The 14,560-nt window shown below is 74.0% G+C and carries 9 protein-coding genes; 4 read left to right on the forward strand and 5 right to left on the reverse strand.

The window, feature by feature from the left end; translation table 11 throughout:
• Positions 1-407: 407 nt before the first annotated feature.
• Positions 408-2,219 carry a glycoside hydrolase family 15 protein gene (locus ACZ7MX_RS35720; protein ID WP_472138404.1) on the forward strand — a complete coding sequence of 604 codons (1,812 nt, stop codon included), beginning with the start codon at positions 408-410 and terminating at the stop codon, positions 2,217-2,219.
• Positions 2,220-2,334: 115 nt separating this feature from the next.
• Here the strand turns inward: ACZ7MX_RS35720 and ACZ7MX_RS35725 are convergent, their stop codons facing one another.
• On the reverse strand, positions 2,335-3,522 hold the full coding sequence (locus tag ACZ7MX_RS35725; RefSeq protein ID WP_472138356.1) for a beta-1,3-glucanase family protein: 1,188 nt from the start codon (positions 3,520-3,522) through the stop codon (positions 2,335-2,337).
• Positions 3,519-4,727, reverse strand: a complete 1,209-nt coding sequence (locus ACZ7MX_RS35730) for a glycoside hydrolase family 16 protein (protein ID WP_472138358.1) — start codon at positions 4,725-4,727, stop codon at positions 3,519-3,521. Before ACZ7MX_RS35730 ends, ACZ7MX_RS35725 begins: the two co-directional genes overlap by 4 nt.
• A gap of 153 nt (positions 4,728-4,880) precedes the next feature.
• On the opposite strand from ACZ7MX_RS35730, the gene ACZ7MX_RS35735 reads away from it, so the two are divergent.
• Together ACZ7MX_RS35735 and ACZ7MX_RS35740 are read left to right on the forward strand one after the other, a co-directional pair.
• The gene (locus ACZ7MX_RS35735) at positions 4,881-5,984 is read left to right on the forward strand and encodes a LacI family DNA-binding transcriptional regulator (protein WP_472138406.1); all 1,104 of its coding nucleotides are present in this window, start codon (positions 4,881-4,883) and stop codon (positions 5,982-5,984) included.
• 535 nt (positions 5,985-6,519) lie between these two features.
• A complete protein-coding gene (locus ACZ7MX_RS35740) occupies positions 6,520-8,154 on the forward strand; it encodes a PucR family transcriptional regulator (RefSeq protein ID WP_472138360.1) in 1,635 nt (544 codons plus the stop codon).
• A gap of 211 nt (positions 8,155-8,365) precedes the next feature.
• On the opposite strand, the gene ACZ7MX_RS35745 is transcribed toward ACZ7MX_RS35740, so the two are convergent.
• The 3 genes from ACZ7MX_RS35745 to recN form a co-directional block, all read right to left on the reverse strand.
• Positions 8,366-9,529 (reverse strand): glycosyltransferase family 4 protein, encoded by a 1,164-nt coding sequence (locus ACZ7MX_RS35745; RefSeq protein ID WP_472138362.1) that lies wholly within the window; start codon positions 9,527-9,529, stop codon positions 8,366-8,368.
• 767 nt (positions 9,530-10,296) lie between these two features.
• Entirely contained in the window at positions 10,297-11,091 is a 795-nt protein-coding gene (locus tag ACZ7MX_RS35750; RefSeq protein WP_472138408.1) for a hypothetical protein, read from the reverse strand.
• A 105-nt stretch (positions 11,092-11,196) separates the two neighbouring features.
• Complete coding sequence (gene recN / locus ACZ7MX_RS35755) at positions 11,197-12,924, reverse strand: DNA repair protein RecN (RefSeq protein WP_472138410.1); 1,728 nt, start codon at positions 12,922-12,924, stop codon at positions 11,197-11,199.
• A gap of 274 nt (positions 12,925-13,198) precedes the next feature.
• Between recN and ACZ7MX_RS35760 the strand changes: the two genes are divergently transcribed.
• A complete protein-coding gene (locus tag ACZ7MX_RS35760; RefSeq protein ID WP_472138364.1) occupies positions 13,199-14,551 on the forward strand; it encodes an FtsX-like permease family protein in 1,353 nt (450 codons plus the stop codon).
• Positions 14,552-14,560: the final 9 nt, after the last annotated feature.

Below are 14,560 nucleotides of genomic sequence, written 5' to 3' on the forward strand. Positions count from 1 at the left end.
GGTGCCGTCGCTGCGGTCGGGGTGCCGTTGACATGTTGCCGGGGCCCACCGGTCCACGGGGTACCAGGCTATCAGCGCCCGGCCATGGTCGCGCCCGGCCACGCACCGGAACCTCGTGCGACCCCTCCCCGTCACGATGCGTGACGGGGAGGGGTTGACGCTGTCACGTGACGGAGGCCACCCGTTCGGAGCACTTCACTCGTCGCGAGCGTCGCGCGGATCACCCGCCTGCGTCGTATCCTGCTCGGACACTCGCAACGAGCCGCCGGGAAGGCACCCCCCTCCCCCAGCTACCGCTGGACGGGGCCCCCAGCCCGATTTCCGGTCCAGCTGCTCGGCGACGTTTCATGGGCAGGACGGACAGATCACAACGTCCCATGGGGGGCGTGACTCCAGTTCGACGGGAGATGCACGTGGCCGGGCGCATCGAGGACTACGCACTTATCGGCGATATGCAGACCGCCGCTCTAGTGTGCAGGGACGGGACGGTCGATTGGCTGTGCCTGCCCCGCTTCGACTCGCCGGCGGTCTTCGCAGGGCTGCTGGGCACAGAGGAGAACGGTTACTGGCGGATGGGGCCGGTGAGCGGTTCCGAGGACGGGCCGCCGCCCGCCGACCGTCGCCGCTACCGGGGCGATTCACTCGTGCTGGAATCCGAGTGGGACACCCCGCGCGGTACCGTCCGGGTGATCGACTTCATGCCGCCGCGGGACGGCGCGCCGCAGGTGATCCGCATCGTTGAGGGCGTCAGCGGCCGGGTCCCGATGCGTTCGGAGCTGCGGATGCGGTTCGCGTACGGCTGGGTGGTGCCGTGGGTGCACAAGATCGACGAGCGGACCGTCGCGGTCGCCGGCCCGGACTCCGTATGGCTGGACACCGAGGTCGAGACGTACGGGAAGGACCTGACGACCTTCTCCGACTTCACCGTCTCGCCGGGTGAGCGGATCGCCTTCACGATCAGCTGGCAGCCCTCGCACCACCAGCCGCCGGCCGTGGCGGACCCGGAGGGGTCGCTGGAGGCCACCGAGGAGTTCTGGCGCGAGTGGGTCGAGCACTGCACGTACCACGGCCCCTACCGCGACGCCGTGGTCCGCTCGCTGATCACGCTGAAGGCGCTGACGTACGCGCCGACCGGCGGGATCGTCGCCGCGCCGACCACCTCCCTGCCCGAGTGCATCGGCGGCGTCCGCAACTGGGACTACCGCTTCACCTGGCTCCGGGACGCCGCGATCACCCTCTCCTCGCTGCTGCGCACCGGCTACCGCGAAGAGGCCCGGGCGTGGCGGGAGTGGCTGCTGCGGGCGGTGGCCGGCGACCCGGACAACTTGCAGATCATGTACGGCATCGCCGGTGAGCGCGAGCTCGGCGAGAACGAGCTCAACTGGCTTCCCGGGTACGAGAATTCGCGTCCGGTGCGGGTCGGCAACGGCGCCGCGGGCCAGCTCCAGCTCGATGTCTACGGCGAGGTCACCGAGGCCCTGCACCTGGCGCACATGACCGGCCTGGCCCGCAACGACTACGCCTCGCTGCTGCAGATCAAGCTGATCCAGTGGGTGGAGAAGCACTGGGACGAGCCGGACGAGGGCATCTGGGAGGTCCGCGGGCCGCGCCGGCACTTCGTGCACTCCAAGGTGATGACCTGGGTCGCGGTGGACCGCACGGTCAAGCTGATCGAGTCCGGGGACGTCGACGGCCCGCTGGAGCGGTGGAAGGACCTGCGCGAGACGATCCACCGGGACGTCTGTGAGAAGGGTTACGACAAGGAGCGCAACACCTTCACCCAGTCCTACGGCTCGCAGGAGCTGGACGCCTCGCTGCTGCTGATCCCGCAGGTCGGCTTCCTGCCGCCGGACGACAAGCGCGTCATCGGCACGATCGAGGCGATCCAGCGGGAGCTGACCACCGAGGACGGCTTCGTGCTGCGCTACCCGACGGCCGGTCAGGGCGAACTGGGCGTGGACGGTCTGGAGGGCGAGGAGGGTGCCTTCCTGGCCTGCTCGTTCTGGCTCGCGGACGACCTGGCGATGATCGGCCGGGTGGACGAGGCCCGCCAGCTCTTCGAGCGGCTGCTCTCGCTCCGCAACGACCTCGGCCTGCTCGCGGAGGAGTGGGACCCCAAGGGCCAGCGCCAGGTGGGCAACTTCCCGCAGGCGTTCAGCCACGTTCCGCTGATCGACACCGCGCTGCGCCTGACGGCGAGCGGGGCGTACGGCGGCTGAGCCCGCCGGTGGCGTACGCCGCGGCCGCCCCCGGGAGTGTTCCGGGGGCGGCCGCGGCGTGTGGGTCGTGTGGGTCGTGTTGGTCGTGTAGGTCGCGAGACCGGCGGTCGGTGCGTCAGAAGGGGGTCAGGGTGAGGGTGATCTCCTTCGGGGCACTGTCCTCGATGTACGAGGCGAAGCCGGCGACGTCGTCGAAGGCGAAGCCGTAGGCCCGGCCGTCCTGGGTGGCGGCGTGCATGGCCTTGGCGTAGTGGTTGGTCAGCCGCTGCCGGTAGAAGGCGGCGGGGTCGGTGGTGGGCTGGTGCGCCTGGGAGGCCAGGGTGGAGCGGTTGAGGGCCGCGCCCAGGACGGCCGCCACCGGGCCGAGGGTGCCGTCGTTGGGGGCGGCGAGGGTGCCGTCGCAGAAGAGGACGTCACGGGTGGAGGGCTTGTCGAAGGAGACCGTGCCGGGCCCCTGGAAGGTGAGTTTGCCGCCGGTGACCCGGCCGGTGAAGTTGCCGGCGTCGGTGGTGACGGTCAGGTCCTTGCTCGCGTAGGCGGACCAGGCCTCGTCGATGGCGGGGGCGAGGTAGTCCTTGGCGAACAGTCCGCTGTCGAGGCCGTGGCCGGGGGCGATGACCCGCTTGTCGCCGATGACCAGTCGGTCGAAGCCCTCGGCGGCCTTGACGTCGGCGAAGATCCGGTCGCGGGCGCCGTCCTTGAGCGTCCCGGTGGTCTGCTCCTTGGCGCCGGAGAGCTTGATGGCGAGCGGCACGCTGAACATGTCGACCATGGTGGTGTTGCAGTACAGCCCGCCGGAGTTGTGGGTGAACTCGGCGCAGTCGTGGAGGACGTCGTAGTTGGGGTCGCCCGAGACCCAGCCCGCCGGGTAGGCGAGCGCGGGTTTGCCGTTGCCGTCCTTGACGGCCTTGAACTTGAGCTTGCTGCCCAGCGCGACGTAGATCCGGCCGGACATCTGGGGCAGTGGGACGGTGGTCGCGCCGCTCGCGGCGAGCGGAATGGCGTAATCGGTATACCCGTCCGGCCCGTTGTCACCGAGCGCCACGGGCTTGAGCACCCCGTCCGGCCCGACCCACACCTGCTGCGCCCCGTCATTCCCGACGACATACACCCACACCGAGGAATTCCGGTACGCCCCGGTGTTGTTGAGGATACGCAGGGGGACCGCCCCCGCCGCCCGTTTTTGCCCCGAGCCCGTACGAGCCTCCAGAGGGGACCCGAGGGCGCGGCCGGCCAGGGTGATGCCGGAGGCGGTGGCGGCGCCGGCGGCGAGGCCGCCGAGCAGGGTACGTCGAGTGATCACGGGGTGGCTCCTTGCGGGGCGGTGCGGTGCTGGTCGGTGGCAGCGGCAGGGGTCCGGTCGGTGGCAGCGGCGCGGGTTTTGTCGGTGGCAGCGGCGGTGGTGGCGGGCTCGTGGGCCGTACGGGCGGCTGCTCCGGGGGCGGCGTTCGTGCGGGCGGACGCTGTGGCGGACTGCTGTACGGAGACCGCGATGTGGTCCACGAGGAGTGAGCCGCCGGGGCGGGTGGCGTCGGTGGGGGTCGTCCGGCCCGCGACGCCGTCCGGGAACGCCCCGCCCATCGCGAGGTTCAGCAGCAGGAAATGGCCGTGGTGGGTGGCCTTCGCCCAGGTGTCGGCGTCCATCTCGGCCGACGTGACGGTGTGGAACTTCTGCCCGTCGACATACCAGTTCAGCGACTCCGCGGCGCCGTTGGTGCGGTCCAACTCCAGTGCGTACGTGTGGAAGCCGGCCTGGCAGGCGCTGCCGGGGCACTCGCGGGAGTTGCCCTTGCCCTGCGTCTCGTTGCACGGCCCGCCTGGATTGACGCCGCAGTGCAGCGTGCCCCAGACCTTGTTGACGCCGTTGACGTTCTCCATGAGGTCGAACTCACCGATGCCCGGCCAATTCTGGTAGTTGCCGCGGTAGTCGGCGCCCAGCGTCCAGAAGGCGGGCCAGTAGCCGAGCGCGGCGTCACCGGTGACGTCGGGCATCCGGATGCTCGCCTCGATGCGGAGCTTGCCGCCGGCCGGCGCGGCGAAGTCGGTGCGCCGGGTCTCGATGCGGGCCGAGGTCCAGGTGGCGCCGTCCTTCAGTGCGGTGATTTTGAGGTGGCCGGCACCGTCGAGCTGGAGGTTCTCGGGCTTGTCCGTGTACGTCTCGCGTTCGCCGGTGCCCCAGTTGCCGGGGCCGCCGGGGTAGCCGGTACCGGTGTCGATGATCCAGTCGTCGCCGCTCGGGCGTGATCCGGCAGCGCCGTTGAAGTCCGTACGCCACACTTCCTGGAAGGCGTTCGCGGTACGGGCGGCGTTCGCGGTACGGGCGGCGTTCGCGGTACGGGCGGTGCTTGTGGTGCGGGCGGCGTTCGCGGTACGGGCGGTGCTCGGCGGCGGCGCGGTGCCGGCCGTAGGTGCCGCTTCCCCGGCGGAGGCGCTGGGGAGGGCGAGGGAGCAGGTGCCGACGAGTGCGGTGCTCATCGTGAAGAGCACCGCTCTTTTCCTCATGCTCATGACATTCTCTCCTCGGTAACAGTGGGGGGTAGTGAGGAGTTCTGGGGGGTATCCGTGAGGACATCACGCTTGAGAGCGCTCTCATGACGTCCTCAGTGCACCCTGCCGACTCGACGGCACACCGTCAAGTCAACGAGCGGAAAAAGGAGTTGCATCGTGCCTGAGCCGAACGGTGGGCGGCCCACGCTGGAGGCGGTCGCGGCGCATGCCGGCGTCTCCCGCGCCACGGTGTCCCGCGTGGTCAACGGCGGTGCGGGCGTACGGGAAGCGGTCCAGGAACGGGTCCGCCGGGCGGTGCACGAGCTGGGTTACGTACCGAACAGCGCGGCCCGCACCCTGGTCACCCGCCGCACCGGAGCGGTCGCCGTGGTCATCGCGGAACCGGAGGCCCGGGTCTTCACCGACCCCTTCTTCGGCCGTCAACTACGGGGCATCAGCCGGGAACTGGCCGCCGCCGACACCCAGCTCCTGCTGATGTTCGTCGAGCACCGCGCCGACTACGACCGCATCGGCCGCTATCTGGCGGGGGGCCATGTCGACGGCGCGCTGATGTTCTCGCTGCACCGCGACGACCCGCTGCCCGCCATGGCCGAGCGCGCCGGGCTGCCCACCGTGTACGGCGGCCGGCCCGGCTGGGCGGGCGCCGACCGCGCGCCGCGGCCGCTGTACGTCGACACGGACAACCGCGACGGCGCCCGTCAGGCCGTACGCCATCTCCTCGACCGCGGCCGCCGGCGGATCGCGGTGATCACCGGTCCGCTCGACCAGACGTCGGCGCTGGACCGGCTCGACGGCTATCTGGAGACGCTGGGCAGGAGCGAGCCCGATCCGTCGCTGATCGCGGACGGCGGCTTCACGGCAGAGGGCGGCGAGCGCGCCATGGCCACGCTCCTGGATGCCGCGCCGGACCTGGACGCCGTCTTCGCGTGCTCCGACCTGATGGCGAACGGCGCCCTGCGGACCCTACGGGCACGGGGGCGGCGGGTCCCGGACGACGTGGCGGTGGTCGGCTACGACGACCTGGAACCGGCGGCCTGGGCGGACCCGCCCCTGACCACGGTGCGGCAGGACGTGGAGGAGATGGGCCGACTGATGGCCCGGCTGCTGCTCCGGCTGCTGGATACGCGGCGGGCGGGTAGCGGAACGGATCGTGGGGGCGAGGCGGATCTCGGGGCCGGGTTGGGTGGCGTCGCGGCTGCGCCGGAGCTGGCGCCGGTGATCACGGAGGCGCGGTTGGTGGTGCGGGAGTCGACGTGAGGGAACCGTCCCGGTGCGAGGCACGGACCCGGACGGGCTTGATCTTCGGCCATGGCCGGGATGGGCCGTGGCCGGCACGGGCCGTGACTGGGGGGTGTACGACGACGGAGCGGACCACGACCAGGGGCGGGCCACGACCAGAGGCCACGACGGGGGTGGGGCGCCCTCCAGCCGGAACCTAGCCCGGCTTCCCGGTGCGGCAGCGCGATACCGCTCTCGGGGAGGGTGGGCCGCCGCTCTCGCACCAGAGCAGCGCTCTCGGACGCGGCCGGAGCACTCGGACCCGACCACCGCTCTCAGGCAGAACCGCCGCCCTCGGCCCCGACCAGCGCTCTCGGACGGAACCACCGACCTCGGGACCGACCACCGCTCTCGTACGCAAGCACCGCTCCCGGACCCGGCCCCCGGACGCGGACCCGGACCCCACCCCTGCTCCCGGCCCCAGCCCCGCCCTCAGCCTCGACCTCGGCCTCGGCCCCGGAGCCTCCCGGACGGGGAGGCTCCGGATAGCGGACTGCGGGTACCGTTCGTCGGCATGGGGCCGGAAGCAAAAATCGAAGCCGAGATCACGGTACGCAGGGCGCTGGAGCTGCCCGCGCTGCGGCGCGGGCTGCCGGAGGTGCTGGCCGGCGGGGACCGGCTGGACCGCGCGGTGCGCTGGGTGCACGCGGGCGAGGTTCCGCACATCGCCTCGCTGCTCAAGGGCGGCGAGCTGCTGCTGACCACCGGTCTCGGACTGGGCACCCGGCCGTCCGAGCAGCGGGCCTTCATCCGTAAGCTCGCGGACCGCGAGATCGCTGCTCTCGTCGTGGAGCTGGGCTCTCGTTTCGAATCGCTGCCCCCGGCGCTGGTGGACGCCGCGCGGGACAGCGGTCTGCCGTTGATCCAGCTGCACCGCGAGGTCCCGTACGTCACGGTCACCGAGGCCATCCATACGGAGATCATCAACAGCCACTACGCGCTGCTGCGCCGCGCCGACCAGATCCTGCGCCGGTGTACCGACGTCCTCCTGCGCGGCGGGGGTGCGCCCGAGGTGCTGCGGCTGCTCGCTGTCTTCACCGGCAACCCTCTGTGCCTGGAGGCCCCCGACGGCAGCCCGCTGTACGCCGCGGGCCCGGACGCCGGCGACGAGGACGGGTCCGCCGACGCCGATCCGCTGCTGGCCTGGGAGGGCCTGCGCGATTCGGGCGTCCGGATCGACGTCCCCGGTGGCGGGCACGGCCCCGACGCGGTCCGCGCCCGCCTCGTACTGCTGCCGGCCAACACCCCCGTGGCACCTGTGCACCGGATCGCCGCGGAACGCGCCGCCGACCTGCTCGCCGTCGTGATGCTCCAGTCCCGCCAGGAGGAAGTGCTGGCCGCCCGCGGCCGCGGCGACTTCCTCGCCGATCTGGCGGAGGGCCGGATCTCCGCGGCCGAGGCGCCCGCACAGGCCCGGCTGCTCGGCTTCCGCCCCGGCCCGGAACCTGTCCTTCCGGTGGTCATGCGGCTACCGGCCGGCCTCCCCACCCCCAACAGCTGGGCGTTGCTCGCCCAGACGCTGCGCGAGGAACTCGCCGCCCTCGGCGCGCCGGTGCTCCTCGGCGTACGCCCCGTGGAGGGCCGGGTGCCGATGCTCGTGGCGCTGCGCGCCGGCCAGCCGCGCGAGGCACTCGCCGACCGCGTCGCCGAGGCGCTGCGCGCCGGGGTGGTCCGCGCGGGGCTGGACCGTCCGACGGCGCACCGCCCGGTGGTCGTCGTCGGAGCCGCGGGCGACTGGGCGGCGGCCGGCCCCGGCCTGCGCCACGCCGCGGAGGCCGCGGCGGCCGCTCAGGGCCTGCCGGAACAGCCCTGGTACGACGCACGGCGGCTGGACATCGAGCTGCTGCTGTGGCGGATGCGCGAACACGGCGAACAGGGCGTGCTCAGCGATTTCGTGGAACGTGCCATCGGCCCGCTGCTCGCCCACGACCGGGGCGCCCGGCAGCCGTTGCTGCCCACTCTGGAGGCCTATCTGGCCAGCGCCGGGCGCAAGGCCGAGACGGCCCGCGATCTGAACGTCAACCGCCAGACCCTCTACGACCGGCTGGCCCGCATCGCCCAGCTGCTCGGCACCGATCTGGACGATCCGCAGACCGTACTGGGCCTGCGCCTGGCCCTGCGCGCCAGACGCCACACCGACCGGCCGTAACCCCACCCCGGGGAGACCGGCCCGGCCTTCCGGCAAGTCCGGCGATCCGCCGTATGTGTCCTCACGTGCGCCTCCTTGCCTACGTGTCCTCGCGCACATGTCCTCGCGTACGTGTCCTCGCGAGCGTCTCCTCGGCCCGGGGCCTTGTGGCCGCTGCCTGTACCCGTGACACAGCCAGTACCTGTCACACAGTCCGTACCCGTCCCACAAGCTAGTGCGGCGACGGCAGCGGCTGCGTCAACTCGTCGTAGACACTGAGGACTTGGGCCACGGTGTCGTTCTCGGTCGGCCAGCCGGACGCCTGGATGCGGCCGGCCTCGGCGAGTGCGTCCCGGCGCGAGGGGTCGGCGAGCAGGGCGAGCACGCTACGGGCCAGGGCGGCGGCGTCTCCGTAAGGGACCAGTTCCGCGGCGGGGCCGACCAGTTCGCGGGTGCCGCCGGTGTCGGTCGCGACCAGCGGGACCCCGGCGCGCAGCGCCTCCTGCGCGATCAGCGAGCGCGCCTCCCACCTGCTGGGGAGTACGACGAGGTCGGCGGCGCCGAGGAGTTCGGGTACGTCGTCGCGACGGCCGAGCAGCTGGACGGGCAGTTCCTCCTGGTCGATCCGGCGCTGCAGCGCGGCCCGTTGGTCGCCCTCTCCCGCGATGGCGAGCAGCGGCTGGGGGTCGAGCGCACACCAGGCGTGTGCGGCGTCCAGCAGCAGATCGTGGCCCTGGCCGGGGTCGAGACGGCCGACCGCGAGCAGCAAGGGGCGGCCGGTCGCGCCCAGTTCGGCCCGCTCCTTGTGGCGCATCCGGTCGCGTTCCTCGGGCTCGGCGGGCGCCCCGCCGGAACGGGGCCGCGGAATGGCGACCGGAGCGAGCCGGGCGTCGCGCGCACCCCGCTCGCGTGCCCGGTCCACGAGGTCGGAGCAGGCGCCCAGCACCACGGCGGCGGCCCGGGCCACCCGACGTTCCATCAGGTGCACCACGCCGGCCCGCGGGCCCTCCGTGTGCGGACTCGTGTGCCAGGTGATGACCAGCGGGACCCGCCGTCCTCCCCTGGGGCCGCGCAGTCCGCGCAGCGCCATCGAGGCGCGCAGCCCGGCCCGCAGGCCGTGCGCATGGACCAGATCGGCGTCCCAGCAGGCGCTGCGCAGCGTCGCCACGCTCACCGGGTCCATCCGCGGAGGAACGTGGACGAACCGCGCGCCGGTACCGGTGAAGTCGTACGCCTCCTCGGATTCCGGTGTGGCACAGACGGTGACCCGGACGCCGCGCGCCACCAGCCCCTCGGCCAGCGAGCGGACATGGGCGGCGCTGCCGGCGCCGCCGTACCCCAGCACCTGGACCGTGCGCAGCGGTGACAGCCCGTGCGTCGAGGTCGGGGTACTCACGTGTGCGGGACTCCTGGGTCGAGGCGGAACGGGCCGTACCGGTAGGTCGGTCCGCTGGGTGCGGACGCTGCGCGGCGCGCCACCGGGCGGGTCGGCCCACCGGACGACGGCAGGACGCAGCGAGCGCACCCGGAACCGCGCACCGGGCCCAGGATGCCAGTCCGGCGGCGTCAATTCGGCATCGTCCGCCCGCCGTTCCGGTGGGAAGTCTCACCCCAGCGCCCTTGAGATCACCCACACGGATGACAATCCGCCCGCGCGGGTCGACGGTACGTACGGGTGAGCCGCCCACCGGAGCGCGCCATCTGCCCCACCGGGCGGCGCGCACGACGCGCTCGCTCCGCAGCCCAGCCCCTACGCGCCGTTTGCCTGAGGGGTTACGGCCCGGGGGCGCGTGCCCTGTCCGCGGGGTCCGCCTCTTGGGCCCGGCAGCCGGCCGCTCGCGGCTTCTGCCGTCTCCGGGGCCGCAGCACCGGTTGACTGCCGCTACGCCCGGCCACTGCCGCGGCGGCCCGGCCCACTGCCGGGGTGCGTGGCCCACTGCGGGGGTGCGTGGCCCACTGCCGGGTGGGCGGCCCCTGCCGCCGCGACCGCCCCCCTGTTGTGGCGCCGCGAACGGCCGTCCCATCCCCCCACCCCCGAACCCACCCCCCGCCCCCTCCCCCGAAGGGGGAGAGGGGGAGGGGGCGGGGGAAGCCTCGGCCTCCTCAGCTCTCGCCCGCCGCCCCGCCCGCCAGCTCACGCAGCCCCCGCCCCCTCTCACCGGCTCACGCGGCCCCCGCCCCCGCCCACCGGCTCACGCGTTCCCCCGCGATCGTTGCGGCGACGAGGGCCGCGGCGTGGGCGGTCAGGCCGGGGCGGGTGGTGCCGGTGGCGATGGCGAGGCCGAGGGCGGCGCCGAGGGCGTGGGCGCCGGCGTCGCCGAGCATGGTGCGTTCCGCCAGGTCGTCGCGGGCGATCGCGGCCACGGCCCCCATGGGTGCGGCGGACAGCGGTCCCGCCGGGCCGCGTCGGAGGAGGCCGGGCGCGCCGAGGGCCAGTACGGCGCCGGCTGCGCGGCCGGGGCGGACGTCCAGGAGGTTCACCAGGTGTGCCGAGCCCGCGATGACCACGCCCGCCAGGAGCTTGTCGACCGGGCGTTCCTTCAGCAGGGCGCCCGCCGCGAGACCGGCGGCGCCGATGCCGAACAGCTTCACCGCCCCACTGGTGACCTCACGGTTCCGCAGCGCCGAGAGGTGGGCCCGGAAGCCGCGGCGGGGGTCACCGGCGCCGAAGACGTCGTCGTACGCCCCGCAGGCCCCGGCCGCCAGTACGGCCAGCGCGGATGCCGCCCGGGTGCGGGCCGGCAGGCCCGGTGCGGTGGCCGCGGCGAGGGCCGTGCCGGTGGCCGTGGCGAGTCCGGCGTGCAGATGGACGGTGCGGCCGGCGTGGTTCTTGCGCTCCCACAGGACGGCGCCGCCCGGCGGCCGGGTCCTGAGTGCCCCGTAGGCGGCCCGGGTCGCCCCGGCCGCCCCCAGCAGCGCCGAGACCCGTGTGAGCACCTTGCCGCGAGCCGCCACCATGTCGCTCCCCTCGGCCGGCACCCTGCCGGCTCGCACTCCGGTCACCCTAGGGGGCGGGCGTGGGCCGGCCGGCCTCGGGGATCACCGCGGGGCGGGGTGCCGCACCTAGCGGCTTGTGCGGGCCGTTTCGAGGAGTTCCTCGGCGTGGGCGCGGGCCGTTTCGGAGTCTTCCTGGCCGGCGAGCATGCGGGAGAGTTCGCGGACCCGCTCCTCGCCCTCCAGGACCTTGACGCCGCTCCTGGTGACCGAGCCGTCGTTGGTCTTCGCCACCAGGAGCTGGCGGTCGGCGAACGCGGCGACCTGCGGGAGGTGGGTGACGACCACGACCTGGGCCGATTTGGCGAGCCGGGCCAGCCGCCGGCCGACCTCGACGGCCGCCTTGCCGCCGACGCCCGCGTCGACCTCGTCGAAGAGGTAGGTCGGTACGGGGTCGGAGCCGGCGAAGACCACCTCGACGGCGAGCATCACCCGGGAGAGTTCACCGCCGGACGCCCCCTTGGCGATCGGCCGGGGCGGGGCGCCCGGGTGCGGGGCCAGGAGGAGTTCGACCTCGTCGGCGCCGGCCGGCCCGTAGGCGACGGTGCGGCCGCCGACCACGATGCCGTCGGCGTCCTCGGGCACCTCGGTCTGCCGGATCTCGACGGTCACCCGGGCGTGCGGCATGGCCAGCTCGGCGAGTTCGGCGGTCACGGCGTCCGCGAAGCGCATCGAGGACGCGGTGCGGGCATCGGTCAACGTCTGGGCGAGTTCGCCCAGTTCGGCCCGGAGTGCGTCGCGTTCGGCGGTGAGCTCGCCGATCCGGTCGTCGTCGCCGTCCAGTTCGGCGAGCCGGGCGGCGCTCTTCTCCGCCCAGGCCAGCACCTCGGCGATGTCCTCGCCGTATTTGCGGGTCAGGTGGGTCAGGGCGGCGCGGCGCTCCTCGACCGCGGCGAGCCGCAGCGGGTCGGCGTCGAGGTTGTCGGCGTAGCCGGCGAGCTCGCCCGCCACGTCGGCCATCAGGATGCCGATCTCCCCGAGGCGGTCGGCGAGGCCGGCGAGCTCCGGGTCGTGGCTGCGTACGGCTTCGAGGGCGCGGTGCGCGCCGGCGACGAGCGTGGTGGCCTCGACGCCTTCGGGGTCCTCGGGGTTGCCGGCCAGCGCGGCGTGGGCGGCGGTGGCGGCGGAGGCGAGTGCCTCGGCGTGGCCGAGCCGTTCGGCCTCGGCGGCGAGTTCGGTGTCCTCACCGGGCTGGGGTTCGACGGCGGCGATCTCGTCGAGGCCGAAGCGCAGCAGATCGGCTTCCTGGGCGCGTTCCCGGGCGCGGGTGGTCAGCTCGTCCAGTTCGGTGGTGACGGCGCGCAGCCGGCGGTGCGCGGCGGTGTATTTGGCGAGCGGGACGGCGACCGCGTCGCCGGCGTAGCGGTCCAGGGCCTGGCGCTGCCGGGCGGGGCGCAGCAGGCCCTGCTGGTCGGTCTGGCCGTGCACGGCGACCAGGTCGTCGGCCAACTCGCCGAGCAGTCCGACGGGTACGGAGCGGCCGCCGACGTGGGCCCGCGAGCGGCCCTCGGCGGACAGGGTGCGGCTGATCAGCAGGGCGCCGTCGTCGAGCTCGGCGCCGGCCTCCTCGGCGCGTACCGCGGCCGGGGTCTCGGGGCCGACGCTGATCCTGCCCTCGACGACGGCCGACTTGGCGCCGATGCGCACCAGGGCGGGGTCGGCGCGCCCGCCGAGCAGCAGGCCGAGGCTGGTGACGACCATGGTCTTGCCGGCGCCCGTCTCGCCCGTCACCGCCGTGAAGCCCGGGGACAGCTCGACTACGGCGTCGTCAATGACGCCCAGGGACCGGATCCGCATCTCCTCCAACACGGACACGACCTTACGAGGTCCTGGGGGCGCCCCGCGACGGCCTCCCCTCCCCCGTGCGCCCGGTACTGCGGAAAACCCCACCCGAAAGCGGAGGGTTTCCGCATGGTGCCCGGTACCACCGGGCCGCGACCCTGATCTCGGGGCCGGTACGACGCCCGCGCGGGCTTCGGGGGCGACCCCGCAGGTCACGCCCGGGGTGGCCGGGCCGCTCACGTGCGGGCTCGACCGCCCTGATCACGGTTGCGAAACGAAAGGTGCGTTCATGCCCAGCGGATTGGCGCGCGCGGCGTTGCGCGGTCACCGGCCGGCGTTCGCGGGGACGGCGGTGGCGGCGCTGTTCGCCGCCGCGGTCGTCGGGGCGTCGGTGACGATGCTCGCGGTGACCGGTGCGGACGGCGTGCCGGCCGCGGCGCGGCGGACGATGGTGGCCCACGGCGTCGGGGAGATGGCGCTGGTCCTGCTCCTCGGCTCGGTCTATCTGTCGGTCTTCGTGATCGCCTCGACGATGGGTACGGCCGTCGCCCAGCAGCACCGCGAGTTCGCGATGCTGCGGGCGGTCGGTGCGCGTCCGTGGCAGATCCGGCGGGCGGTCGCCGCGCAGGCGGTGCTGGCGGCCGTGCCGGCGGCGCTCGCCGGATGTGGGCTGGGCGCGGTGCTGGCGCGCTGGTGGTTCGACGGCATGGTGGCCCGCGGCCTGATTCCCGGCGAGGTGGCCTTCCGGTTCAGCTGGGTGGCGCTGCCGGTGTGCCTGGCGGTCGCGGTGGTGACGTCGGCGGTGGCCGGGCTGCTCGCGGCCGCCCGGTTCGCGGGGCTGCGGCCCGCGCGGGCGCTTGCGGAGGCGGCGGCCGGGCGCCGGCGGCTGGGGCCGCTGCGGCTGCCGCTGGGGCTGCTGGCGACGGCGGGCGGGGTGCTGCTCTCCCGGCTGCTGGCCGACCAGCCCGCCGAGAAGGCCGGTCAGGGCGCGTTCCTCGTCCTGCTGCTGTTCTGTGCCGGGGTGGCGCTGCTGGGGCCGCGGCTGGTGGGCCCGGCGACGTGGCTGGTGTCCCGGCTGGCTGCCGGCCGGTTCGGCGGGGCGGCCGGGCTGGCGATGCGGAACGTCACGGCGCAGTCCCGCCGGTTCTCCGCGGCGGTGGTCCCGCTGGTCCTGGTGGTGGCGTTCGGCACCACGAAGATCGCGCTGCACACCACCGCGCAGCACCGGACCGGTTCCGCCGGCCCGCCCGACGAGGTGTGGCTGGACCAGGTCGGTACCGGGCTGTACGCGGGGTTCGCCGCCATCGCCGCCGCCAACACCCTCGCGGTGATCACCGCCGAGCGCCGCCGTGAGCTGGCGCTGCTGCGGCTGATCGGTACGTATCCCCGGCAGGTGCGGGCGATGGCGGCCTGGGAGGCGGCCGTCGTCGCGGGCACCGCCCTGGTCCTCGGCACGGCCATCGCCCTGCTCACGCTCGCCCCGGTGCTCCGGCGGATGTTCGGGGACGCGCTGCCGTATGTGCCCTGGACGACGGCCGCCGCGATCGCCGGCGGCACCCTGCTGCTCGCCCTGCTCGCGACCGGTGTGCCGGTCCATCTGACCCTGCGCCGCCGCGCCACGGACACCCTGGCCGCGGCCTGACCCCCTCAC

The organism is Streptomyces sp. NPDC107765 (assembly GCF_055657085.1).